This window comes from Streptomyces sp. NPDC002513, assembly GCF_053595355.1.
On the sequence record NZ_JBSFXK010000012.1, the window covers coordinates 25,229 to 49,237 of the forward strand.

Genomic DNA, 24,009 nt, shown 5'->3' on the forward strand with positions numbered 1-24,009 from the left:
CTGCGAGGGGGGCCTTTCGATGTACGTCCTGTGTACGCCGAAGGCGTGATTACTAAGCGGTAACTTATGGAGTCCGTCTGAGACTACCCACTTCTGTTGCCGCACTGTAGTGGCGTACGCGGTGATCTGCGTCGCTGTGGCCCTGCCGCCCGGACTCAGAGCTCAGTGGCCCGCGCCGCCGACCGGGGCGAACGTCACACGGAACATTCTGGGCCAGTACTTCCCGGTGATGAGGAACTGGTCCGTTCCGGGAACGGCCGCGATGCCGTTGAGCACGGCCCCGGCGGCGAGGGTGTCCGCCCGCACCAGCCCCGAGGCGTCGATGTCCGCGGTCACCGTGCCGGTGGCCGGGTCGATCCGCACGATCCGGTCGGTGGAGAACACATTGGCGTACACGGCGGCGCCGGCGCACTCCAGCTCGTTGAGCCGGGTCAGCGCGGCGCCGTCCTCGGTGACCGTGACCCGGCCCCTGGCCGCGAGCGTGCGCGGGTCGCGGAACGTCAGCCGGGCCGATCCGTCGCTCGTCACCAGCCGGTTGTGGTCCTTCTGGAAGCAGATCCCCCAGCCCTCGTCCGGGTAGCGGACGCGGCGCAGCTCCTTCAGGGTGGTGGCGTCGCGCTCGACGGCGATCCGGTCCCGCCAGGTGAGCTGCCACAGGGTCCGGCCGAGCACGGTGATCCCCTCGCCGAACAGGGGCCTGGACAGTTTCGCGCGCACCGTGGGCCCCCGGCCCGGGGGCCCTGCCTGCACCCAGGAGCCGCCGGAGATGCCGGTGCCCTCGTAGAGCGTGCGGCCGGCCAGTTCGAGGCCCTCGGTGAACGCCCCCGAATCGTGCGCGAGGACCTCCAGCACCTTGACCCGCAGACGCTCGGCCCGGTGCGCGGCGGGCGCTCCGGCGGCCGGCCGCGGGGGGTGGCCGCCGGCACGGTCCCCCGCGGCGCACGACACCGGCAGCAGCGCCGCCAGCAGCAGGGCCGCCCCGGACAGGACCGGTCTCGGGTCACGCATGGCAGGCACCGCCCGGTTTCAGGACCGCCCGCAGGGGTGTCACCAGGGGCTGGCGCAGCAGCGTGGGGGTGCGGTCGGCGTGGGGTTCCAGCAGATGCAGGACCAGGGTGCGCCGGGAGCGGGCGGGCAGCTCCAGGTCCAGCGTGAACACCGAGTGGCCGCGTTCGTCGGCGGGCGAGACCAGCACCGGGCGGCCGTCCAGCTCGGCGCCGGTGAGCAGGGCGCCGACACCCGCGTAGTACGAGACCAGGAGCCGGTTGTCGCCCGGCCGGGTGCGGTAGGGCGGGGAGTCCTCCCGCAGCGTGACATAGCCGGGCAGGCCGCTCGTCGGGGCCCGGTTGGCCAGGGTCACGGTGACGGTGACCGGGCGGTCGCCGCCGGGGCAGCCGTCCCCTTCCGCCTTCCACACCAGGCTCCGGTCGAGGTAGTAGTCCAGCTTGGAGCCCGCCGCGTTGTTCACCACCAGGCCCGCGAAGGGGCCCGGGGTGTCCGGGAGGGTCCCGGCGTACGGGCGTGACTGGAGGAGCCGCTGCTCCTGCGCGTGGGCGCTCCACACCTTCAGCCGTCCGTCCCGCTGGGCGTCGTGCGCGGCGAGCAGCAGTGCCGGCAGCATCCGGGGGTCGTCGGCCGCGGCCATCAGCCGCCCGGCGGCGGCCCGGGCCGCCTCCACGAAGAACGCCTTGCGCCGGGTGATGTCGTCGTAGCGCGCGTAGCTGGTCCGCTCGGTGAGGTCCACGACGTTGCCGGCGGTCAGCTCGGTGCCGTCGGCCGTCCGGGCGGGCCCGGTGACCTTCAGGAAGCGGCTCAGGGTGACCGGGTCGACGGCGATCACGCCGTCCACCCGCTCCCCGGTGTGCCCCTGCCAGGCCGCCGCCCAGATGCGGGCGGCGTAGGGGAAGTGCGGGCTCATGTTGGAGTTGGCCCACACCCGGGTGGGTGCGGCGCCCTGGTAGCGGGCCGTGAACTCGGGCCCGAGGTCGAGGTCCGCTGTGGCCGTGGTCATCTCGGTGTTGTTGCCGAACCGTTCGAAGGACAGCCGGCCCCGGTCGGCCCGCAGCACGGCGAAGGCCCCGGGCACCCCTCCGGTGCCGCGTGCCTCGGCGATGTTCTGGAAGGCGAGGAAATAGCGCCGCTCTCCCCGCGCGCCGAGCATGGGCGGCAGGACCCGGGCCGCCACGGAGACGTCGGTCATCACGGGTGCGAGGCGGTCGAGCTGCCGGGCGAGTTCGGCGCGGGCCCGGTCGGCGGCGGGCAGCCAGGTGGTCCCGGGCAGCCGGCGCACGTCGGCCCGTACCTCGGCCGTGACCTGTGCCGCCCGTACGAGCCGCGGCGCGTGCTGCCCGAGGGCGGTGAGGGCCTTTGCCATCCCGCCGCCGTGGCCGCCGGGGGCGGCCGTCGGCAGGACGCCCGCCAGCGGCGTCAGCACCTCGCCGGCCAGCCGGTCCGCCGCGTACGCGGCCCCGCGCACGGTGCTGACCGGCTCCCCGGCCACCGGCAGCAGGGTTGCCGCGTACCAGGCCGGGCCGCTGGTCAGGCGATGCGCCCGCGCGGCGTGCACGGCCGCGGAACGCACCGCCGCCAGCCGCTCCCGGGCGGAGCCGGAGGCCTGTGCGGACGCCGCCGACCGGCGCAGCGCGTCCAGGTCCCGCTGGGCCGCGACCAGCTCGGAGCGGGCGAAGACTCCGGTGACCCCGATCCAGACGGCGGCGGCCACCGGGAGCGCGACGACGGTCAGCAGGGCGGTCCTGAGCACGCGCCGGCGGACCCGGGCCGCCGTGCCGTCGGGGCCGTCCCCGGGCGCACGGACGCGGACGGCGTCCCGGCGGGGGCCGGGACGCCGTGGTGCCGCGGTACGGGTGTGCTCGTCCGTCATGAACTGCGGCGACGGCGTACGGCCAGCACCGTGCCGCCGCCGGCCGCGATCAGACCCGCCGCGGTGCCGCCGACGGCCAGGGCCTTCTCGCTGCCGGTGGCCGCGAGGCCCGGGCGGTGCTCGGAGCGTCCCGCAGCGTCGTGCCGGCCGGAGCCGCCGTGCCAGCCGGAGCCGCCGTGCCAGCCGGAGCCGCCGTGCCAGCCGGAGCCGCCGTGCCAGCCGGAGCCGCCGCCGAGCCGGAGCACCACCCGTAGACGGGTCCCGGCACTGCGCTGGGGGTCGCGCTCGACGACGCGGAACATGTGCCAGCCGGGGTGGACTCTCCACGGGATGGTCACGGTCCCGTCCACCGTTCCGTCGGCGTTGACCCGGTAGCGCCTGAGCACGATCGGACGCGACTCGATCTGCACCGTGACGAACCGCCCAGCGTAGAAGCCCGTGGCGTGGAAGGTCACCGTCCCTCCGATCGGCACCGTCGTCACGTTCAGAGTCAGGGTGGGGGGCGGCGGCGGATACTGCGCGTGGGCGGTCTGCGCCCCCACCAGCGGCGCGGCCACGAGCACAGCAGCCGATACTGCGGATGCCAGTGCGCACCGCCATCTGGGCGATGACGTCATTGTCTTCACTCTCCTCGGCTTCGGTCCGGGCCAGGCGGCTGCTGCGTCGGCCGTCATCAAGACCTAGATACATCGAATAAATGAGACATTTGGCCCCGACGGACCTGGTGCTGCCCAGAAGTCACCGGATGGGGGACCGCTCGTTCCCCCATGGCCCACGCGATCGTGCCGATGGGGTGACGGGGCGGGGGGTGTCGCCAAGGTCGTTCGCCGGGCCGATATGCGGTGCCTCCCCCGGTTGGCGCGCGCGAGTCCCTATCTTCGGCTGTGCGCACAGGGAACAGAACGCCTCAATCCGGGTGTTTCCCTTGGTTCTATGAGGGGTGCAGGTTGGATCTCCACGGATTCCTGAAGGCTCTTGCCCGACGCTGGCTGACCGTCGTGGTCTGTCTGGTGGCCGCGATCGGGGCGGCGCTCGCCGCGACCGCCCTGAGTGCGCCCGTCTACGAGGCCCGGACCCAGCTCTTCGTCGCCACCCGCACCGGCGACGACACCGCCCAGCTGAACCAGGGCCAGAGCTTCTCGCAGGCGCGTGTGCAGTCGTACGCCGCGATCGTGACGACCCGTCAGGTGACCGGGCCCGTGGTGAAGGAGCTGCACCTGCGCACCACGCCCGAGGAACTGGCGTCCCGGATCACCGCCAGCGCTCCGCTCAACACCGTGCTGATCGACATCACCGTCCGGGACACCGAGCCCCGGCGCGCGGCGCGCATCGCCAACGCGGTCGCCGAGCGGTTCGGCGATGTCGTCGAGCGACTGGAGACGCCGAGGCGCATGGCCGGAGCCGAGCGGTCCGGGAGGTACTCCTCGCGCGGCGACAGGGTGCCCGCCTCCCCCGTCTCGCTGGGCGTGACCCAGGAGGCCGTCCGTCCGGCCGCCCCCGTCTCGCCCCGCCCGGTGCTCAACCTGACCGCCGGGGTGCTGGCCGGTCTGCTGCTCGGTGCCGGGCTCGTCGCCGTGCGCGAGAACCTCGACACCACCCTCAAGACGAGCGGGGCGCTGGGCGAGTTCACCGCGCTGCCGGGCCTCGGCAGCATCCCCTACGACAAGAACGTGCCCAGACAGCCGCTGGTCAGCGCCGATGTGCATTCCGAGCGCGCCGAGGCCTTCCGCAAGCTGCGCACCAATCTGCAGTTCGCGCAGGTCGACGACCGCCCGCGGATCATCGTGGTGACGAGTTCCGTGCCCGGCGAGGGCAAGACCAACACCGCGGTGAACCTCGCCCTCTCGCTCGCCGAGGCGGGGGTCTCCACCTGCCTGGTCGACGGCGATCTGCGCCGTCCCTGCGTGGCCGGGGCCTTCGGCCTGGTCCAGGACGCCGGTCTGACCACGGTGCTCATCGGGCAGGCCCGGATCGAGGACGTGATGCAGGAGGCCGGCGGCCGGCTCGCGGTGCTCACCAGCGGTGCCCTGCCGCCGAACCCGACCGAGCTGCTCGCCTCGGCGCGTATGAAGGAGGTGCTGCGCGAGCTGGCGGACAGCTACGAGGTCGTGATCGTGGACACCGCGCCACTGCTGCCGGTCGCCGACACCGTCGGGCTCGCCTCGCTCGCCCAGGGCGCGCTGCTCGTCGTCCGCGCGGCGAGGACCGGCCGGGACCAGGTCCGCTCCGCCACCGAGTCGCTGGAGCGGGTGGGCGTCCGTGTCCTCGGCACCGTCTTCAACATGGCCCCGGCCCCCAAGGGCGACCACGGCGGCGCCTACGGGCGGTACGGCGAACTGCCCGGTCCCCGCACGTCGGCCCACCGGGGCGGCGCCGGTGCTCCCCCGGTGGGGCGGGGCGTGGGCGGACCGTGATCGCGGACGGTGGGACATGACCCGGGTCCTGTTCGTCTGTACGGGCAATGTGCACCGCTCGGCGCTGGCCGAGCGGCTGCTGGCCGCGCGGCTGCGGCCCGGCTCGGCCGTACGGCCCGAGAGCGCGGGCACCCAGGCGTGGCCCCGGCGCGATATGGAGCGCTCCACCCGGGCCGTGCTGGAGGAGCTGGGCGGTGACGGCTCGCGCTTCGCGGCCCGGCCGCTCACCCCGGGGCTGGTCGCGGACGCGGCGCTGGTCCTGGGGCTCGCCCGCGAGCACCGGGAGGCGGCGGTGAGGCTCGCCCCGGTGGCGCTGCGGCGCTGCTTCACCCTGAAGGAGTTCCTGCGGCTGGCGGCCGGGGCGGGCGTGCCGCCGGGGGCCGGCCGGATCGACGGCGTGGTGGCGGCCGTGGCCGCCCGGCGGGGCCGCGTCGCCCCGGTCGCGCCGCACGAGGACGACATCGCGGACCCCTGGGGCAGACCGCACACTGAGCTGTACGGGTGTGCCCGGGAGATCGACGGGCAGGTGACCCGGCTCGCGCGGCTGCTGGAGGGCGGCGGCGCGGACGCCTGAGCGCGGCCCTGTTTCGCTCGCCATCCCGGCCCTGACCTGCGACGTTCCCAGTATTGCCGTACTGCGGAGATGAAAGTTGAGTCGGCGTGACTCAGGTCTATTGACACCGCGCGATTCCTGATGCATCCTTGAGCCTGTTCCACTCAAGTCAGCAGGAGGAATCAAAATGGCACGTGCGGTCGGCATCGACCTGGGCACGACTAACTCCGTCGTCAGCGTTCTGGAGGGCGGCGAGCCCACCGTCATCACCAACGCCGAGGGTGCCCGGACCACGCCGTCCGTCGTCGCCTTCGCCAAGAACGGCGAGGTGCTGGTCGGTGAGGTGGCGAAGCGTCAGGCGGTCACCAACGTCGACCGGACCATCCGGTCCGTGAAGCGCCACATGGGCACCGACTGGAAGATCGAGCTCGACGGCAAGGTCTTCAACCCGCAGCAGATGTCCGCGTTCATCCTGCAGAAGCTGAAGCGGGATGCCGAGGCGTACCTGGGCGAGAAGGTGACCGACGCGGTCATCACCGTCCCGGCGTACTTCAACGACTCCGAGCGTCAGGCCACCAAGGAGGCCGGTGAGATCGCGGGTCTGAACGTCCTGCGCATCGTCAACGAGCCGACCGCGGCCGCGCTGGCCTACGGCCTCGACAAGGACGACCAGACCATCCTCGTCTTCGACCTCGGTGGCGGCACCTTCGACGTGTCCCTGCTGGAGATCGGCGACGGCGTCGTCGAGGTGAAGGCCACCAACGGTGACAACCACCTCGGTGGTGACGACTGGGACCAGCGTGTCGTCGACTACCTGGTCAAGCAGTTCCAGTCCGGTCACGGCGTGGACCTGAGCAAGGACAAGATGGCCCTCCAGCGCCTCCGCGAGGCCGCCGAGAAGGCCAAGATCGAGCTGTCCTCGTCCACCGAGACCTCGATCAACCTGCCGTACATCACCGCGTCCTCCGAGGGCCCGCTGCACCTGGACGAGAAGCTCACCCGGGCTCAGTTCCAGCAGCTCACGGCCGACCTGCTCGAGCGCTGCAAGACGCCGTTCCACAACGTCATCAAGGACGCCGGCATCTCGATCAACGAGATCGACCACGTCGTCCTCGTGGGTGGCTCGACCCGTATGCCCGCCGTCGCCGAACTGGTCAAGGGCCTGACCGGCGGCAAGGAGGCCAACAAGGGCGTGAACCCGGACGAGGTCGTCGCCATCGGCGCCTCGCTCCAGGCCGGTGTCCTCAAGGGCGAGGTCAAGGACGTCCTGCTCCTCGACGTGACCCCGCTGTCCCTCGGCATCGAGACCAAGGGCGGCATCATGACCAAGCTGATCGAGCGCAACACCACGATCCCGACCAAGCGGTCCGAGATCTTCACCACGGCCGAGGACAACCAGCCGTCCGTGCAGATCCAGGTCTACCAGGGCGAGCGCGAGATCGCGGCCTACAACAAGAAGCTCGGCATGTTCGAGCTGACCGGTCTGCCCCCGGCGCCGCGCGGCGTCCCGCAGGTCGAGGTCGCCTTCGACATCGACGCCAACGGCATCATGCACGTCACGGCGAAGGACCTCGGCACCGGCAAGGAGCAGAAGATGACCGTCACCGGCGGCTCCTCGCTCCCGAAGGACGAGGTCGACCGGATGCGCCAGGAGGCCGAGCAGTACGCGGAGGAGGACCACCGCCGCCGCGAGGCCGCCGAGAGCCGCAACCAGGGCGAGCAGCTCGTCTACCAGACCGAGAAGTTCCTCAAGGACAACGAGGACAAGGTCCCGGGCGAGGTCAAGACCGAGGTCGAGTCCGCCGTCGCCGAGCTGAAGGAGAAGCTCAAGGGCGAGGACACGACCGAGATCCGCAGCGCCACGGAGAAGGTCGCGGCCGTCTCGCAGAAGCTCGGCCAGGCCATGTACGCCGACGCCCAGGCCGGTCAGGCGGCCGGCGCGGGTGCCTCCGAGGCCAGGGCCGACGACGACGTGGTCGACGCCGAGATCGTGGACGACGAGCGCAAGGACGGTGCCGCGTGACGGAGGAGACCCCGGGCTTCGAGGAGAAGCCCGACGTCCCCTCCGGCGCCACCCCGAAGGACGCCGAGCCGCAGGCCGCTTCTTCCTCTTCGGAGGAGGCGGCGGCCCCGGCGGGGGACGCAAGCGCACAGAACACCGGCCTGGTGGCGCAGTTGGACCAGGTGCGCACGGCGCTCGGTGAGCGCACGGTGGACCTGCAGCGCCTCCAGGCGGAGTACCAGAACTACCGCCGCCGGGTCGAGCGCGACCGGATCGCGGTCAAGGAGATCGCCATCGCGAACCTCCTGACCGAGCTCCTGCCCGTGCTCGACGACATCGGCCGCGCACGGGAACACGGCGAGCTGGTCGGTGGTTTCAAGTCTGTCGCCGAGTCGCTGGAGACCGTCGCGGCGAAGATGGGTCTGCAGCAGTTCGGCAAGGAGGGCGAGCCCTTCGACCCGACGATCCACGAGGCCCTGATGCACAGCTACGCACCGGACGTCACCGAGACGACGTGCGTGGCGATTCTGCAGCCCGGTTATCGCTTCGGCGAGCGCACCATCCGCCCCGCGCGGGTGGCCGTGGCCGAGCCGCAGCCGGGGGCGCAGACGGTCAAGGCCGAGGAGAGCACCGAGGCGGCCGACGACAAGGAGAACGGTGGCCCGGACGAGGGCTGACGTACACCACCAACACGTAGGGAAGGAGGGGCGTCGGGGATGAGCACCAAGGACTTCATCGAGAAGGACTACTACAAGGTCCTCGGCGTCCCCAAGGACGCCACCGAGGCCGAGATCAAGAAGGCGTACCGGAAGCTCGCCCGCGAGTTCCACCCGGACGCCAACAAGGGCAACGCCAAGGCGGAGGAACGTTTCAAGGAGATCTCCGAGGCGAACGACATCCTCGGCGACACCAAGAAGCGCAAGGAGTATGACGAGGCCCGCGCCCTCTTCGGCAACGGCGGCTTCCGTCCCGGCCCCGGGGCGGGAGGCTCGTTCAACTTCGACCTCGGCGATCTCTTCGGCGGCCAGCCCGGCGCCGGAGGGAACTTCGGCGGGGGTCTCGGTGACGTCTTCGGGGGCCTGTTCAACCGTGGCGGCGGCGCGGGAACGCGTACGCAGCCACGGCGCGGCCAAGACATCGAGTCCGAGGTCACACTCAGTTTCATGGAGGCGGTGGACGGCGCGACGGTGCCGCTCCGCATGTCCTCGCAGGCGCCCTGCAAGGCCTGCTCGGGCACCGGCGACAAGAACGGCACGCCGCGTGTGTGCCCGACCTGTGTCGGCACCGGGCAGGTGTCGCGGGGCTCGGGCGGCGGCTTCTCGCTGACCGACCCCTGCCCCGACTGCAAGGGCCGCGGTCTGATCGCGGAGAACCCCTGCGAGGTCTGCCACGGCAGCGGCCGGGCGAAGTCGTCCCGGACGATGCAGGTGCGCATCCCCGCGGGAGTCTCCGACGGGCAGCGCATCCGGCTCCGTGGCAAGGGCGCGCCCGGCGAGCGGGGCGGCCCGGCCGGCGACCTGTACGTCGTCGTGCACGTGAACGCGCACCCGGTCTTCGGCCGCAAGGACGACAACCTGACGGTGTCCGTTCCGGTGACGTTCGCGGAGGCGGCGCTCGGCGCCGAGGTCCGGGTGCCCACCCTGGGCGGGTCCCCGGTGACCCTGAAGCTGCCTCCGGGCACGCCCAACGGGCGTACTCTGCGCGCCCGTGGCAAGGGCGCGGTCCGCAAGGACGGCACCCGCGGGGACCTGCTGGTCACCGTCGAGGTGAATGTCCCCAAGGACGTTTCGGGCAAGGCTCGTGACGCGCTGGAGGCGTATCGCGAGGCGACCGCGGGCGATGACCCGCGGGCGGAGCTGTTCCAGGCCGCGAAGGGAGCATGAGGAGATGGACGGCCGTCGACGTAACCCGTACGAACTGAGCGAGGACACTCCGGTCTACGTCATCTCGGTGGCGGCCCAGCTCTCCGGACTGCACCCGCAGACGCTGCGCCAGTACGACCGCCTGGGGCTGGTGTCCCCGGACCGCACCGCGGGCCGGGGCCGGCGCTACTCGGCCCGTGACATCGAACTGCTCCGCCAGGTGCAGCAGTTGTCGCAGGACGAGGGCATCAACCTGGCCGGCATCAAGCGCATCATCGAACTGGAGAACCAGGTGGCCGCGCTCCACTCCCGCGTGACGGAGCTGCAGACCGCGCTGGACGGCACCGCGGCGACGATGCGTCAGCGTGAGGCGGCGGTGCACGCCTCGTACCGCCGCGACCTGGTGCCGTACCAGGAGGTGCAGCAGACCAGCGCGCTGGTGGTGTGGCGGCCGAAGCGGCAGCAGCAGGCGGACTGACCCGCACCGGCCTGTCCCGCCTCCTGTCATGCTCCTCTCATGCCGAAGGGGCGGTACCGGATTCGTTCCGGTGCCGCCCCTTCGGCATGCGGTCAGAGCCAGGAGTCCCAGATGCCGTAGGCCTGGGACCGCGTGGCCGCCTCGGCGCCCGAGGAGTCCGTGTAGACGACGCGGTAGTAGTACAGGCCCAGCCGGTCCTCGTGCACGGTGGTGTCGAGGTAGCCGGCGCGGTCGCCGACCGTGCCCGAGGTGAGCACGGTCCACGCGCCCTGGGCGGGGTCCCAGCGCTCGACGCGGTAGCCGGCCAGGACGGAGCAGTCGCCGAGGCCCGAGCTCTCGGAGCAGTCGACGGACAGGTCCGGGTACTGGTCCTCGCGGATCCCGGTGCCGCTCCAGCCGGGCGGCCGGGTGTCGGGCAGGGTGACCGAGACCTCGGCGGTGTGGAAGAAGTCGGGGCCCTCGCGGTCGTACAGGCCGGAGCCGTCCGTGGCGGCCACCCGGTAGACGTGGGTCGCGCCGTCGGGGACCGTCGGGCAGAGGATCTCGGTCCTGGCCAGGGAGCTGCCGGTCCAGCAGTTCCTCCTCCAGACCGTCTCACCGGTGTCCGGGTCGGTGGTGCCCTGCCAGACGTAGTAGCCGGTGACGTCGTCGTCGGCGGGCGGCGTCCAGGTCAGGCGGACACCGAGCGGGATCCGCTCCGCGGTCAGGTTCTCGACCGCGGCCGGGCGCCGGGTGTCCGGCGTGGTCTCGGTGGCGGCCGGGCCGGGCTGTGCCTCGTGCCCGTACGGGTCGATCGTCACGATCCGGTACTCGTACGTCGTCTCGGACTCGCCCGAGACGTCCCAGCAGGTGCCGTCGATCTGTGTGCGGCCGGCGTACGCGGGGGCGTCGCTCCCCGCCCACGTCCGGTACGTCGAAGGGGGCTGGAGCGGCTCGTCCCACGGGCTGTTCGGCTTGCACGCGTCCACGACGGTGCTCCGGCCGGTCGCCGGGTCGGTACGGACGATCCGGTACGTGAGCAGCGGGCCCTCGTCGAAGGTCCACGGGTCGGTGCTGCTCCACGCGATCATCACGCCCTCGCCGAACCGGCTCGCGGTGGTCCGGAACACGGGGACGGCCTCGGGACGGTCGGCCATCGACAGCCTGATCTCCACCGGGGCGGCGGCGTTGCCCTTCGCGTCCAGCGCACGCACCGCGTACCGGTAGGTGTCGGCGACGGCGACGAGCTGCCGCGGTACGACGTCGGTGTCCGTGGTGGTGCCCTTCGCGGGCAGGGCGTCGAGATAGCCGCCGGTCGCCGGGTCGTACTGGAGGACCTGGTACGAGGCGGCTCCGGCGACGGGCGACCACACCAGGTGGGGCAGGCCCGAGCGGTACTCGACCCGGGCGTCGGCGGCGGTCGCCGGCGGCGTCAGATCGAAGGTGGTGAACGTGGTGGCGGCCGAGTACGCGGACCAGTTGCCGGCCGCGTCCCGGGCGCGGCCCCGGTAGGTGACCTTGCTGCCGTCGGCGGGGTACCCGGTGTCGCAGGTCGCGCCCTTGGTGCCGGTGTACACGGTGGTCCAGGTCTTCGTGGCGGGGTCGAGGCGCTGTAGCTCGTACCGGGCGATGTCGGCCGCGTTCTGTGCGGTGGTGACGAGCTCGGGGGCCGCGTAGGGCTGGTTGTCCGGGCAGAGGTCCATCTCGAGGAAGGGCGCGGCCGGCGGGGTCTTGTCGACGGTGGTGACGGAGGGGCCGGCGGTGCCGCCCGACTCGTTGCCCGCCTTGTCGTGGGCGCGGACCTCGTAGGAGAAGACCTGGCCGGTCGCCGGGGGCGCGTCGGTGTACGTCGCCGACGTCGTCGTGGTCAGCCTCGTCCAGGCGGTGCCGCCCTTCGCGCGGCGGTAGACGCGGTAGCCGGCGAGGTCCATCTCCTTGTTCCTCGTCCAGGAGACCTTCGTCCTGCGGGTCGTCCTGTCGTAGGCGGTCGTGACGCCGGCCGGGGCCAGCGGCTTGACCTTGTCGACGGTGGCGGAAGTCCTCGGGGCGTAGGTGAACTTGACGGTGGCCTTGCCGGTCCAGTTCACGTAGTCGATCCGCAGGGTGTGCGTCCCCCTGGGGACCGTGAGGTTGAGGGTCTTCGCGCGCGAACTCCCGGTGTCCGACCAGAGGTTGATCTTCCGGACGCCGTCGAGATGGACGCGGATCCCGTCGGTTCCGGAGGCGGTGAAGGCGAAGGGGCCGCCGGAGCCGAAGTCGCGGGTGACGGTCCAGCGGACGCCGAAGCGGTCCGCCGGCAGCCCGGAGGCCGGGGCGCCGCTCCAGCTCTGGTCGATGGCGCTGTCGCAGTCGGTCCTCTTCGGGGTGCCGGTCAGGCCGGTGTTCGCGAAGAACTGCCGTTTGTACACCGGGGAGGCGCAGGAGACGGCGGCGGAGGCGGGAGCGGCGGCGGTGAGCAGACCGCCCGCGGCGGCGAGCACCACGGCGGTGGCGGCCGCGGCGGTGGTGCATCGTCTGGCTGGGTTCATTCGGCCCTCTGATCGGATCAGGACGCGGAAAGGCGTTCCTGATCACGACACGTGAGGCACGCAAGAGGTTGTACAGATATTTACGACCTGACTACCTCTCCTTTGCCCGGGGTGTCCGTGGCGTCCGGAGGTCCGGTGGCGGACTCGGTGGACCCCGGCGCTGTCGTCGGCCGGGGGATGCGCGGCAAGGGCGAGCCGTCGCGAGGGGAGCGGCCGGCGACCCCTGTGCGCGTGACGCAGATCACGTTTGACTTCATGGCTGAACACCACCTGGGCGTATGGAAGTTGACGGAACATTGGGCGCTGAATCTCCGCAGGTGGCAGCCGGAACCTCCACCGCGCAAAGGTTTGGCGATGACCCTCGCGGGACACTTCCTTGGTCTTCACTTGACTTCCACTCAGATGCTGTTGCCATCTCGTTAACCGGTACTTCTTGACGCTGGACACCGTCGCCGCGTTGGCTTTCAGCCACCAGGGGCGCAATGCTGCTCCCCCGCCCGGAAGGCACCTGATGTGAACGCTCGTACCACCCGTAGGACTGCTGTGCGTCGAACCGCCATAGCCCTGGCCGCGTCCGTGGTGGGCGTCTCTCTCACCGCGTGCGGCGTCATCGACGGGGTCGGCGGGAGCAGCGGCTCCGCGTCTCCCAAGAAGGGCGACGACATCACGGTGGGCCTCCTTCTGCCGGAGAAGGAGAATCCGAGGTACGACAAGTTCGACTACCCGATCATCAAGGACCAGGTGCGCTCCCTCACCCACGGCAAGGGCAAGGTCGTCTACGCCAACGCCGACGCCCAGGCGGCCAAGCAGAGCGAGCAGCTCGACCAGATGATCGCCGACAGGGTGGACGTGCTGCTGGTGGACCCGGTGGACGCCAAGGCCATCGCACCGGGCGTGCAGAAGGCCAAGGACGCGGGCATCCCGGTCATCGCCTACGACCGGCTCGCCCAGGGGCCGATCGACGCGTACATCTCCTTCGACAACGAACTGGCCGGCCAGGTGCAGGGCCGCGCCCTCGTCGAGGCGCTCGGCAGCAGGGCGGCGACCAGCAAGATCGTCATGATGAACGGCTCGGTCACCGACCCGAACGCGGCACAGTTCAAGGACGGCGCGCTCAACGAACTCCAGGGCAAGGTCAACATCGTCAAGTCCTACGACACGAAGGACTGGAAGCCGGAGATCGCCAAGGCGAACATGGACGAGGCGATCCGGGCCGTCGGCCTGAGCAACATCGCGGGCGTCTACGCGGCCAACGACGGCATGGCCGGCGCCGTCATCGAGGCGCTGAAGGAGGCGGGCGTCGGCAAGGTCCCGCCGGTGACCGGGCAGGACGCGTCGCTGGACGCCGTGCAGCGGATCGTCTCGGGCGAGCAGTACATGAGCGTGTACAAGTCGTACCCCGAGGAGGCGAGCAACGCCGCGGAGATGGCGGTGTCCAAGGTCCAGGGCCGCTCGATCGAGTTCGACGCGCTGACCCGGGACAAGGTCGACAGCCCGACGGAGAAGCGGATCCCGTCGATGCTGATGCCGGTGGTCGCGCTCACCAAGGCCAACATCTCGGACACCGTGATCCAGGACAACATCTACACCGTCCAGGACATCTGCACCGCCCCGTACAAGGCGGCCTGTGCGGCGATCGGTCTGAAGTAGCGGGGGCCGCGGGAGCGTTCCCGAGTTTTCCGTGGGGCCGGCCATCCCCGGCCCCTGTCACCTGGGTGCGACCGGAACTTCCGGAGGGAGGGAGAATCCCGGACGTTCCCGGCAAGAGCGGGCGTTGGGGCGGCAAAGCCTTGTTGCGGAGGCGGGCCGGTCCGCGCATAGTTGCGCTGCAAAGACGCAGCAGGACGCTGGAGCCGGGAGTTGGAGCCAGGGGTGGAAGATGGCCGGGCACGGGACGGACGCGCATCCGCATGGCGCTGACCGGCTCTGCGAGTGGGGGAACCGGGTGTACTCCCGGGCCGTGCGCCGGGGCAGGGTGCCCCGTGCCGACGCCGCGTCGGTGCCCTGTCTGCTGGAACTCGCGCTGCTGCACCCGGACCCCGACGACATGGACTGGCTGGTGCCGACCTCCCCGCAGGAGGTCATGACCCGGCTGCTGCGCGGCGTCCACGAGGAGGTCAGCGCGAGCCAGGCGCGGGTCGGGGCGGCGGTGGCCGCGGTCGAGTGGTACGCCGGGCTCGACGGCCGTGAGCAGGGCCCCGCGGAGGGCGTGGCGATCCGCGTCCTGGACGGGCTGCCGCGGATCCGTGCCGCCATGGACGAGGCGACGCAGCGGTGCATGCGCGAGGTGCTGGCGGTGCAGCCGGGCGGCATCCGCCGCGAGGACGAACTCGCCGAGGGCCTGCACCGGGCGCTGGAGATGCGCCGCAGGGGCGTGCGCATGCGCGATCTGTACACGCACGTCGCCCGGCACGGCCAGGGGCTGCGCACCTACATGGAGCTGATGGGCGAGGCGGCCGAGGCCCGCACCCTGGACGAGGTGCCCGAGCGCCTGATCGTGTTCGACCGCGCGGTCGCGTTCATCCCGGCGAACTCCGACCGCACCATCGCGCTGGAGCTGCGCCACCCGGCCCTGGTCGACTATCTGGTGACCGTCTTCGAGCGTCTGTGGCGGCTGGCGATCCCGCTCTCGTCCCCGCTGCCGGAGACCGGCATCGACGGCATCACCCACCGGGAACGCTCGATCGCGGCGCTGCTCGCGGAGGGCCACCAGGACGCCGTGATCGCCGAACGGCTCGGCATCAGTGTGCGTACCTGCCGGGCGCACATCGCCCGGCTCTGCGAGACCCTGGGCGCGGCGAGCCGTACCCAACTGGGCGTCCGCATCGCCCAGGCGGGTCTGGACGGGCCCCCGCACGCGCCGGAACTGCAGCCGCTCACCGCTCCCGGCGCCCCGGAGTCTCCTGCCGGGCTATGAGCCCCCGTCACCGTGGGGTGCCGGGGTGCCTTCCGGTACCGGGTGGCTCTGGTCCTGGCTCTGGCTCTGGCTCAGGATCCCCGACTTCGCTATGAGATAGCCGAGCTGGGCGCGGCTGCCGCTGCCGAGGGCCGTGGCCAGCTTGGCTATGTGGGCGCGGCAGGTGCGTACGTTCATGCCCAGGCGGCGGGCGATGGCCTCGTCGACATGACCCTCCACCAGGAGTTTGGCGATGGAGAGCTGGATGTCCGTGATGCCGTCCGGATCGGTCTCGTAGGGGGTGCCCGCTCTCAGCGGCACCGCCCGGCCCCACATGAACTCGAAGACCTTCACCAGGTAGCGGACGAGGCCCGGGTGACGCAGCTCCAGGGCGACCTGGCGGTCGTCGCTGACGGGGATGAACGCGACGGTCTCGTCGCAGATGATGAGCCGCTCGACGAGTTCGTCGATGGTGCGGTACTCGGCCTTGCCGGCGCTGAACTGGTCCACGTAGGCCAGCCGTTCCGGGCTGTAGCGGGCCGTGTGCTGGTAGAGGGTCCGGATGCGCACCCCGCGCTCGATCAGCAGCCGGTCACGCTCCAGGCCCTCGATGAGCCGGCGCTCGGGGCGGTGGCCGCTCGGCTGGACCGTCATCATCTCGTTGCGGCACTGGGCCGTGGCCAGGTCGAGTGCCGCGTTGATCCGGTCGAGCCCCTCCAGCACCGTGATCGAGTGCGTGGGTGCGGTCGCCTGCGCGCTGAGGGCCATGAACGGCTCGAAGGTTTCGGCCAGGTCGGTCGACAGCCGCCTGCGCTCCGATATCTCACGCTCTATCGGGTTCAGCCGCTGGGCCAGGGCGACCGAAGGGGGCACGGGGCGCAGCCAGTTCGCATCGTCCGGATCGGGATGCAGGAGGGCGAACTCCATCAGGCACGGAGCCTCCTCCGCGTCCACGCGGGCGACACGTCCTGTGCACAGGGCGTTCGCGTACAGGCGCGCACCCTCCGCGCACAGTTCGGTCAAGGCGTGGGGATGTGTCGCTTTAGCCCGAATAGTTGTCAAATCTCCACCCCCCAGGGTCCTGAACATGCAGGAACATGATGCACCGATTGTGTGGCCATGACGTGCCCGAATGAGCCATCGTCTTACTCGAACGGGGGAAGAGGGGACCTTCACGTGAGGACGAAGCCGACTATGAGTAAGAGAATGCTTCGCTCGGTGCTTGTCGCCACCTTCTCCGCCGTTGTGGCCTTCGGAGCACTGAGTGGCCTCTCCGGCACGCAGAAGGACGTGCGAGCGGACAGCGTCTGGTCGTTGACACCCGCGTCGTCGGCGTCCGGCGATACGCCCGTCAGCCCGGATGACAGCGTGTGGAGCTGATGTGACCACTCCACCGGACGACCGCACCTTTCGTCGCGAGATGGCCACGGCCTACCGCTCCGGCTGGCACTTCATCGACCTGGTCACCGCCCTGCCGCACAGGGGTGACTCGCTGATGGTGACCGTGTTCGGGGAGCCCGTGGTCGTCACCCGTGACGACGACGAGGATGTGCGGGCCTACCGGCTTCTGCGGCGGCCTCGGGGGGCGCCGCAGCCTGTCCGGTGCGCCATACGGTACGGAATGATCTTTGTGAACCTGGACCAGCGTGACCACCGGCTGGTCGAACCGGAGGTCCCGGCCACGCGGACCGTCTCGGCCACCCCCCGCAGTGCCTGACGCGATTCCCCCGTCGTAACAGATCGCTCAGGTACTTCCCCCCCGCAGCGGCGTCACCGTGACCTGAACACGGTGACGCCGCTGCAGTTTGCGCGGAAACTCCGGGTGTGCCCCGATGTCACGGTGGCTTGAATCAGTCGTTACCCGAGGTTCGCCTGGTCCCTCTGAGGGCGGTCGTCCACCGTTCGTGACGGTTCGGCCGCCCGTCGTAGCCCGCCGTGGGCCCGCCGAGCGACGGGTGCGCCCCTCCCTGCCGCGTGCCGCCGCCCACGGCGAGCGAGCCGCCTGCTCGCCCGGCCGCTCCCCGGCCAATTCCCGGCCTCCCTGCCCGGAGGTGTCAGGACGTGTTCGATCGTCGGCGGATCCGGTGATCAAGAAGAGGCCTGATGGGCTGTCAGCAGCGGGGACCGTCCGTGATCCGGATCTTGTCGACGGTTCCGATGGAGCGCAGATCGTTGCGCGAGTCGCCGGGTCCCAGGCACACCTGTTTGCCGTTGGTGAAGTGGAGCAGAGCCCCGTCGTCGTTGCGCGTGTTCCAGGCTCCGGTGGCATTCTTGCTCGAGGTCAGGGTCTGCCAGCCGGAGGTGATGTCGGCGAAGGACCCGGTGCGTTCGTAGCCCTTGAAGAAGCACACTGCCGGGTAGGTGCACGCCCATTCGTCGGCGTGGGCCGTGGGCGCGGCCAGCGCGGCCAGTCCGACGGTCGTGAGCGCGGCGGTGGTGACCAGGCTCAGTGATCGCTTGAGGTTCATCGTGTTTCCGCCTTCCTTGCCTGTCGTTCAGGGCACAGTTGGAGTGTCGGCTGCCGTCAGCAGCGGGCGTGGTAGGAGTAGGCGTCGTTCAGGCGGGCCCACGTCTTCGGGCCGATGACGCCGTCCTTGGTCAGCCCGCACTGCGCCTGGAACTTCTTGGTTGCGTTCTGCGTCGCGCTGCCGAAGGCGCCGTCGATCGTGAGGCCGGCACCGATGACGCCGTTGAGTTCGCACTGCGCCTGCTTGACGATGGGCCCCGAACTCCCGTACGAGATCGTCGGTCGGTCACCGTAGAAGTAGTCGCACACGACATCGGAACGCGTGTGTGCCGCGGCGAAGGCCGTCCTTGGAGGGGCGGCGGATGCGTCGGCGCCGGTGGACACAAGAGCACCGGCCAGGGCCAGCCCGACGGCGACCGCGGTGGCTTTCGGGCGATTGCTGATCAGATTGCTGATCACGTTCACGGACTCCTTGGGGTCGCCGAGCTCAGTGCACGTAGAGCGTGCGGGGATCGGGGTAACTGGCCTGGAGGTCGCGGAGCGCACGAATGTCGGAGGGCTTGAGCTTGATGCAGCCGTTGGACTTGTAGTCGCTGGCGCCGTCCCACCGGTACGGCTCGGAGCTGCCCGCGCTCCCGCTGGGGAGCATCTCGCTGTGGATGAACAGGTCGGTGCGCCAGTGGCCGCTGTGGCACCTGTGGTCCCCGAGGTACCAGGCGATGCCGTTGACGCCGTGAGGCCCGCCGTTGTGATGCGGGTAGAACGCCTTGATGCTGTAGCTGCCGTTGGGCAGCCATCCGGCGTTGCTCGCGCAGGTGTTCTTGCTGCCGTTGCCCGAGCCGGCCCGCCAGCTGCCGACGGTGTGGCTGTGGGGGTGGTCGGGATTCGAGGCCTGTACGTAGACGAAGTACAGACGCGAGTTCTGCGGATTCGACCCCTTCTTGAACTCCAGGTAGCTGTAGTTGGCGCTCGCGGCCCGGGCCGAGGTGTGACCGGCGCTCGGCCCGGCCGCGGGAAGTGCCGTCGACTGGGCCTGAGCCTGCGGAACGGCCGTCAGGCCGCCGCTCAATGCCGCGGCCGCCGCGCACAGCAGGATGCGGCTCTTTCGTGTGGTCATGGATCTCACTCCTGTCGTGGTGAAGCCCGAGCGCGGCCGGCGGACGAACCGGTCGTGGGGCGGTAATCCATCGTGCCGAGGCGGACAGGGACGGAGACAGGACAGGGCGGCAGGACGGGCAAAGGCGGGACGTCAAGGCCCTGACCTGCTGTTCTTCGGTGACCGTTGACGCATCTCTGGGACGTCTCTCACCTGCCGATGACCGAAAACGGCACCGGAAAGCGCACACCGAATCGGGGCTCGTGCGCCATCGTGGGGAGGGAGACCACCGCATGCCAGGGGGACAGCATGGGACAGTGGAAGCCGTTGGCCGGCGAACTCGAACCGGCGATGCGCCGGTTGGCCGTCCGGCTACGGCAACTCAAGGACCAGATGGGTGTCAGTACCACGACTCTGGCGACCAAGACCGCATACAGCAGGTCGTCATGGGAGCGGTACCTCAACGGCAGGGCGCTGCCGCCGCGTCAGGCCGTCGAAGCCATGGGCAGGGTGTCCGGAACCGACATGGCACAACTGCTCGCCCTGTGGGAACTGGCCGAGCACGCACGGACGCAGGAACAGCAGGCCGACGAGCCCTCGCGCGACGGACACCGTCCGCGCCGTCCGCGCACCGCCGTGATCGCGGTCGTCGCCACGGCGACGCTGGCCGTGTCGGCCGTGGCCGTCTGGAAGACGGCACGCGTCGACTCCTCATCGGCACCGCCCGGAAAACAGCAGACGCGCGCCGCCGTACAGCCGTCCGGCCTCGCCTGCCATTACACCCGGCGAAACGGCCGTCTCCTCGCGGGCCACAGTGCGACCGATCCGCTCGTCGTGCTGAACGCCGGTGGCGAGCAGGTGGTCGAGGTGCAGTGTTTGCTCGCCCACCACAAGTATTCACCCGGCCGGATCGACGGTCTCTTCGGTGAGCACACGGAACAGGCCGTCAAGGAACTCCAGCGCGCCGGTGGAGCTGCCGTCGACGGGAAGGTGGGCCCGCAGACCTGGGCCCTGCTGCGGGCGTGAGCGGTGCCCCCCGGCGGCCGCTGCCGCCGTCCCTCGATCCGCAGACCGCCTATCTGGTCGGGGTGCTGCGGGAGCTGAAGGACCGCACCGGACTCAGCCTGACCGCCCTGGCCGCCCGGACGCCGTACAGCAGGTCGTCATGGGACCGCTACCTGGGAGGGGTGAAGTTCCCTCCGCGGGACGCGGTCGAAATGCTCGGCCGGCTCGCCGGAGAGCCGACCGAGCGGCTGGTGGCGCTGTGGCAGCAGGCCGAGGCCAGGTCGAGCGGGCGTGATGCCCGACCCGCGACCGGCGCGGACACACCGGCGAACACCGCACGACAGGACGCTGCCGCGCCGCGGCCTGTCTCCGGCGCCGGGGGCCGTTCCGCGGTCACCCACCGGTTCCGTCTCGGGGTGATCGTGGCGGCGGTCGTGGCCGCGGTGGCCTGGGCCTGCGCACAGGTCTTCGGCCCGCCGCCGGACCCCGCGCCGTCTGCCGGGTCCGGGCCGTTCAAGCCGGTCCCCCTGACCGTCGGTTGCCGGGGTGACCAGTGCAGGGGCCGGGAGGCGAGCGCGATGGCGTGTGACGTGGACGCGGCTTCGTACGCCGACCTGCGGATAGGCCGGAGTCGCGTGGAACTCAGAATGAGCCCCAACTGCGCAGCGGCCTGGGCGCGCGTTTCGTACTCCTCCGTCGGCGACCGGGTGACGGTGCAGGATCGCGCAGGGCGTGGCGAGACCGCGACCGTCAGCGACGAGGCGTCGACTGAGCAATACGTCGTCACTCACATGCTCCCCGTCCACTCACCCACCCAGGTGCGCGCCTGTTGGCAGCCCCGCGCGGGCGGCCGCCGCTGCACTCCCTGGGGCCGAACGCCGCCTCCGTGACCCGTAGCGGCAGGCCCTCCCCCGGATCTTCTTCAGCTCGGCGTTCAGCTCCCGCATCAGGGGAAACGAGGACCAGGGATCACACAGCGCATCCCTCTCCCATTCCACGCCTTGAGTGGAATAGACTCAACTTTATGTACGTTGCTCTCGGCAGAGTGACGGATTGACGAAACTGAGCGCGGTCGACGCAAGGAGGAGATCGGGAACGTGGACGCCGAGCTGACCAACAGGAGCCGGGACGCGATCAACGCGGCCGGCAGCCGGGCCGTCGCGGACGGTCACCCGGACCTGACCCCTGCCCATCTGCTCCTCGCGCTGCTGGAGGGGCAGGACAACGAGAACATCATCGACCTGCTGGCCGCCGTGGACGCCGACCAGGCCTCCGTGCGGGCCGGCACCGAGCGCGTGCTCGGCGGTCTGCCCAGCGTGACCGGGTCGACCGTCGCACCGCCCCAGCCCAACCGCGAGCTGCTGGCCGTGATCGCCGACGCGAACAAGCGCGCCAAGGACCTCGGCGACGACTTCCTCTCCACCGAGCACTTGCTCATCGGCATCGCCGCCAAGGGCGGCGCCGCGGGGGAGGTCCTGTCCCGCCAGGGCGCGGACGCCAAGAAGCTCCTCGACGCGTTCCAGAAGACAAGGGGAGGACGCCGGGTGACGACCCCGGACCCGGAGGGCCAGTACAAGGCCCTCGAGAAATTCGGCACCGACTTCACCGCCGCCGCCCGTGACGGCAAGCTGGACCCGGTCATCGGCCGGGACCAGGAGATCCGCCGCGTGGTGCAGGTGCTGTCCCGCCGCACGAAGAACAACCCGGTCCTCATCGGTGAGCCCGGCGTCGGTAAGACCGCCGTCGTGGAGGGGCTCGCCCAGCGGATCGTGAAGGGCGACGTGCCCGAGTCCCTCAAGGACAAGCGGCTGGTCTCGCTGGACCTCGGAGCCATGGTCGCGGGCGCCAAGTACCGCGGCGAGTTCGAGGAGCGCCTGAAGACCGTCCTGGCCGAGATCAAGGAGTCCGACGGCCAGATCATCACCTTCATCGACGAGCTGCACACCGTGGTGGGCGCCGGTGCCGGCGGAGACTCCGCCATGGACGCCGGCAACATGCTCAAGCCGATGCTGGCGCGCGGCGAGCTGCGCATGGTCGGTGCGACGACCCTCGACGAGTACCGCGAGCGGATCGAGAAGGACCCGGCGCTGGAGCGCCGCTTCCAGCAGGTGCTGGTCGCCGAGCCGACCGTCGAGGACACCATCGCGATCCTGCGCGGCCTCAAGGGCCGCTACGAGGCTCACCACAAGGTGCAGATCGCGGACAGCGCGCTGGTGGCCGCGGCCACCCTCTCCGACCGGTACATCACCTCCCGCTTCCTGCCGGACAAGGCCATCGACCTCGTCGACGAGTCCGCCTCGCGGCTGCGCATGGAGATCGACTCGTCCCCGGTCGAGATCGACGAGCTCCAGCGTGCCGTGGACCGGCTGCGCATGGAGGAGCTGGCGCTCAGCAAGGAGACCGACCAGGCCTCCAAGGAGCGGCTGGAGAAGCTGCGCCGCGACCTCGCCGACAAGGAGGAGGAGCTGCGGGGCCTGACCGCCCGCTGGGAGAAGGAGAAGCAGTCCCTCAACCGCGTCGGTGAGCTGAAGGAGACCCTCGACGACCTGCGCGGTCAGGCCGAGCGTGCCCAGCGCGACGGCGACTTCGACACCGCCTCCAAGCTGCTGTACGGGCAGATCCCGGGCGTGGAGAAGGAGCTGGAGGCCGCCTCGCAGGCCGAGGAGGAGGCCGCCAGGGGCACCATGGTCAAGGACGAGGTCGGCCCCGACGACATCGCGGACGTCGTCGCCGCCTGGACGGGCATCCCCGCCGGACGCCTCCTGGAGGGCGAGACGCAGAAGCTGCTGCGGATGGAGGAGGAGCTGGGCCGGCGCCTCATCGGCCAGACCGAGGCCGTACGGGCCGTCTCCGACGCCGTGCGCCGCAGCCGGGCCGGTATCGCCGACCCGGACCGCCCGACCGGCTCGTTCCTCTTCCTCGGCCCGACGGGCGTCGGCAAGACCGAACTGGCCAAGGCGCTCGCCGACTTCCTCTTCGACGACGAGCGGGCGATGGTCCGCATCGACATGTCGGAGTACGGCGAGAAGCACAGCGTGGCCCGGCTGGTCGGCGCGCCGCCCGGATACGTCGGCTACGAGGAGGGCGGCCAGCTCACGGAGGCGGTGCGCCGTCGCCCGTACAGCGTGGTGCTCCTCGACGAGGTGGAGAAGGCGCACCCGGAGGTCTTCGACATCCTCCTCCAGGTGCTGGACGACGGCCGTCTCACGGACGGGCAGGGCCGCACGGTCGACTTCCGCAATGTGATCCTCGTGCTGACCTCGAACCTGGGCAGCCAGTTCCTGGTCGATCCGGTCTCCACCGAGGAGGAGAAGAAGCAGCAGGTCCTGGAGGTGGTCCGCGCCTCCTTCAAGCCGGAGTTCCTGAACCGGCTCGACGACCTGGTGGTCTTCTCGGCGCTGAACAAGGACGAGCTGGGCCGTATCGCCCGGCTCCAGATCGACCGCCTGGCCAAGCGGCTGGCCGAACGGCGCCTCACCCTGGAGGTCACGCCGGAGGCCCTGGCCTGGCTCGCGGAGGAGGGCAACGACCCGGCGTACGGCGCCCGTCCGCTGCGCCGTCTCGTCCAGACCGCCATCGGCGACCGCCTCGCCAGGGAGATCCTGTCGGGCGAGGTCAAGGACGGCGACACGGTCCGGGTGGACACCTTCGGTGAGGGGCTCCTCGTGGGTCCGGCGTCCGGCAAGACGCTCTGACCGCCGGTCCGCCGGCAGGGCTTGGTCGGCCCGGGTAGGTACCGTGGTGGACGAGGGCGGTGTCCCCGTCCTCGTCCACCCCGGTCGGTTCGACCTCGTCGACTCCGGCCGGCGTCGACCGGGCAGATCAGGTCAGCCCCGGCGGACACGACC

General features: G+C 70.8%; 20 protein-coding genes. 12 read left to right on the forward strand and 8 right to left on the reverse strand.

Translation table 11 applies throughout. From position 1 onward, the window contains the following. Positions 1 to 162: 162 nt before the first annotated feature. Genes ACWD5Q_RS11150 through ACWD5Q_RS11160 form a run of 3 tightly spaced genes read right to left on the reverse strand, consistent with a single transcriptional unit; the run spans position 163 to position 3,498 of the window. Complete coding sequence (locus ACWD5Q_RS11150) at positions 163 to 1,008, reverse strand: glutaminyl-peptide cyclotransferase (RefSeq protein WP_451426749.1); 846 nt, start codon at positions 1,006 to 1,008, stop codon at positions 163 to 165. Further along, positions 1,001 to 2,881, reverse strand: a complete 1,881-nt coding sequence (locus tag ACWD5Q_RS11155; RefSeq protein WP_451426750.1) for a DUF4012 domain-containing protein — start codon at positions 2,879 to 2,881, stop codon at positions 1,001 to 1,003. The genes ACWD5Q_RS11150 and ACWD5Q_RS11155 overlap by 8 nt, the downstream gene beginning before the upstream one ends. Then, on the reverse strand, positions 2,878 to 3,498 hold the full coding sequence (locus ACWD5Q_RS11160) for a hypothetical protein (RefSeq protein ID WP_451426751.1): 621 nt from the start codon (positions 3,496 to 3,498) through the stop codon (positions 2,878 to 2,880). The genes ACWD5Q_RS11155 and ACWD5Q_RS11160 overlap by 4 nt, the downstream gene beginning before the upstream one ends. 330 nt (positions 3,499 to 3,828) lie before the next feature. Here ACWD5Q_RS11160 and ACWD5Q_RS11165 point away from each other — a divergent pair, with 330 nt between their 5' ends. The 6 genes from ACWD5Q_RS11165 (at position 3,829) to ACWD5Q_RS11190 (ending at position 10,190) form a co-directional block, all read left to right on the forward strand. Continuing rightward, positions 3,829 to 5,295 carry a polysaccharide biosynthesis tyrosine autokinase gene (locus ACWD5Q_RS11165; RefSeq protein ID WP_451426752.1) on the forward strand — a complete coding sequence of 489 codons (1,467 nt, stop codon included), beginning with the start codon at positions 3,829 to 3,831 and terminating at the stop codon, positions 5,293 to 5,295. Between the two features lie 16 nt (positions 5,296 to 5,311). Continuing rightward, the gene (locus ACWD5Q_RS11170; RefSeq protein WP_451426753.1) at positions 5,312 to 5,869 is read left to right on the forward strand and encodes an arsenate reductase/protein-tyrosine-phosphatase family protein; all 558 of its coding nucleotides are present in this window, start codon (positions 5,312 to 5,314) and stop codon (positions 5,867 to 5,869) included. A gap of 166 nt (positions 5,870 to 6,035) precedes the next feature. Further along, positions 6,036 to 7,871, forward strand: a complete 1,836-nt coding sequence (gene dnaK, locus ACWD5Q_RS11175) for a molecular chaperone DnaK (protein ID WP_451426754.1) — start codon at positions 6,036 to 6,038, stop codon at positions 7,869 to 7,871. Then, entirely contained in the window at positions 7,868 to 8,527 is a 660-nt protein-coding gene (gene grpE / locus ACWD5Q_RS11180) for a nucleotide exchange factor GrpE (RefSeq protein ID WP_451426755.1), read from the forward strand. The genes dnaK and grpE overlap by 4 nt, the downstream gene beginning before the upstream one ends. Before the next feature lie 39 nt (positions 8,528 to 8,566). Continuing rightward, a complete protein-coding gene (gene dnaJ, locus ACWD5Q_RS11185; RefSeq protein WP_451426756.1) occupies positions 8,567 to 9,733 on the forward strand; it encodes a molecular chaperone DnaJ in 1,167 nt (388 codons plus the stop codon). A gap of 4 nt (positions 9,734 to 9,737) precedes the next feature. After that, a complete protein-coding gene (locus tag ACWD5Q_RS11190) occupies positions 9,738 to 10,190 on the forward strand; it encodes a heat shock protein transcriptional repressor HspR (RefSeq protein ID WP_451426757.1) in 453 nt (150 codons plus the stop codon). A gap of 92 nt (positions 10,191 to 10,282) precedes the next feature. Here the strand turns inward: ACWD5Q_RS11190 and ACWD5Q_RS11195 are convergent, their stop codons facing one another. Beyond that, positions 10,283 to 12,697 (reverse strand): PA14 domain-containing protein, encoded by a 2,415-nt coding sequence (locus ACWD5Q_RS11195; protein WP_451426758.1) that lies wholly within the window; start codon positions 12,695 to 12,697, stop codon positions 10,283 to 10,285. 543 nt (positions 12,698 to 13,240) lie between these two features. Between ACWD5Q_RS11195 and ACWD5Q_RS11200 the strand changes: the two genes are divergently transcribed. Continuing rightward, entirely contained in the window at positions 13,241 to 14,347 is a 1,107-nt protein-coding gene (locus ACWD5Q_RS11200) for a sugar ABC transporter substrate-binding protein (RefSeq protein ID WP_451426759.1), read from the forward strand. A gap of 229 nt (positions 14,348 to 14,576) precedes the next feature. Next, a complete protein-coding gene (locus tag ACWD5Q_RS11205; RefSeq protein ID WP_451426760.1) occupies positions 14,577 to 15,614 on the forward strand; it encodes a LuxR C-terminal-related transcriptional regulator in 1,038 nt (345 codons plus the stop codon). Here ACWD5Q_RS11205 and ACWD5Q_RS11210 read toward each other — a convergent pair. Further along, positions 15,609 to 16,682 (reverse strand): helix-turn-helix transcriptional regulator, encoded by a 1,074-nt coding sequence (locus ACWD5Q_RS11210; RefSeq protein ID WP_451426761.1) that lies wholly within the window; start codon positions 16,680 to 16,682, stop codon positions 15,609 to 15,611. The genes ACWD5Q_RS11205 and ACWD5Q_RS11210 overlap by 6 nt on opposite strands. A gap of 292 nt (positions 16,683 to 16,974) precedes the next feature. Here ACWD5Q_RS11210 and ACWD5Q_RS11215 point away from each other — a divergent pair, with 292 nt between their 5' ends. Further along, a complete protein-coding gene (locus tag ACWD5Q_RS11215) occupies positions 16,975 to 17,310 on the forward strand; it encodes a hypothetical protein (protein WP_451426762.1) in 336 nt (111 codons plus the stop codon). 394 nt (positions 17,311 to 17,704) lie between these two features. On the opposite strand, the gene ACWD5Q_RS11220 is transcribed toward ACWD5Q_RS11215, so the two are convergent. The 3 genes from ACWD5Q_RS11220 to ACWD5Q_RS11230 are packed head-to-tail and all read right to left on the reverse strand — an operon-like array spanning position 17,705 to position 19,177. Continuing rightward, complete coding sequence (locus ACWD5Q_RS11220) at positions 17,705 to 18,061, reverse strand: hypothetical protein (RefSeq protein WP_451426763.1); 357 nt, start codon at positions 18,059 to 18,061, stop codon at positions 17,705 to 17,707. Between the two features lie 56 nt (positions 18,062 to 18,117). After that, positions 18,118 to 18,519, reverse strand: coding sequence for a peptidoglycan-binding domain-containing protein (locus tag ACWD5Q_RS11225; RefSeq protein ID WP_451426764.1), 402 nt, complete (start codon positions 18,517 to 18,519; stop codon positions 18,118 to 18,120). A 28-nt stretch (positions 18,520 to 18,547) separates the two neighbouring features. Further along, positions 18,548 to 19,177, reverse strand: a complete 630-nt coding sequence (locus tag ACWD5Q_RS11230; RefSeq protein ID WP_451426765.1) for a L,D-transpeptidase — start codon at positions 19,175 to 19,177, stop codon at positions 18,548 to 18,550. Between the two features lie 288 nt (positions 19,178 to 19,465). On the opposite strand from ACWD5Q_RS11230, the gene ACWD5Q_RS11235 reads away from it, so the two are divergent. From ACWD5Q_RS11235 to clpB, 3 genes are all read left to right on the forward strand, one after another. Then, entirely contained in the window at positions 19,466 to 20,182 is a 717-nt protein-coding gene (locus tag ACWD5Q_RS11235; RefSeq protein ID WP_451426766.1) for a peptidoglycan-binding protein, read from the forward strand. Next, complete coding sequence (locus tag ACWD5Q_RS11240; RefSeq protein ID WP_451426767.1) at positions 20,179 to 21,051, forward strand: DUF2690 domain-containing protein; 873 nt, start codon at positions 20,179 to 20,181, stop codon at positions 21,049 to 21,051. The genes ACWD5Q_RS11235 and ACWD5Q_RS11240 overlap by 4 nt, the downstream gene beginning before the upstream one ends. Before the next feature lie 207 nt (positions 21,052 to 21,258). Then, on the forward strand, positions 21,259 to 23,856 hold the full coding sequence (gene clpB / locus ACWD5Q_RS11245) for an ATP-dependent chaperone ClpB (protein ID WP_451426768.1): 2,598 nt from the start codon (positions 21,259 to 21,261) through the stop codon (positions 23,854 to 23,856). Positions 23,857 to 24,009: the final 153 nt, after the last annotated feature.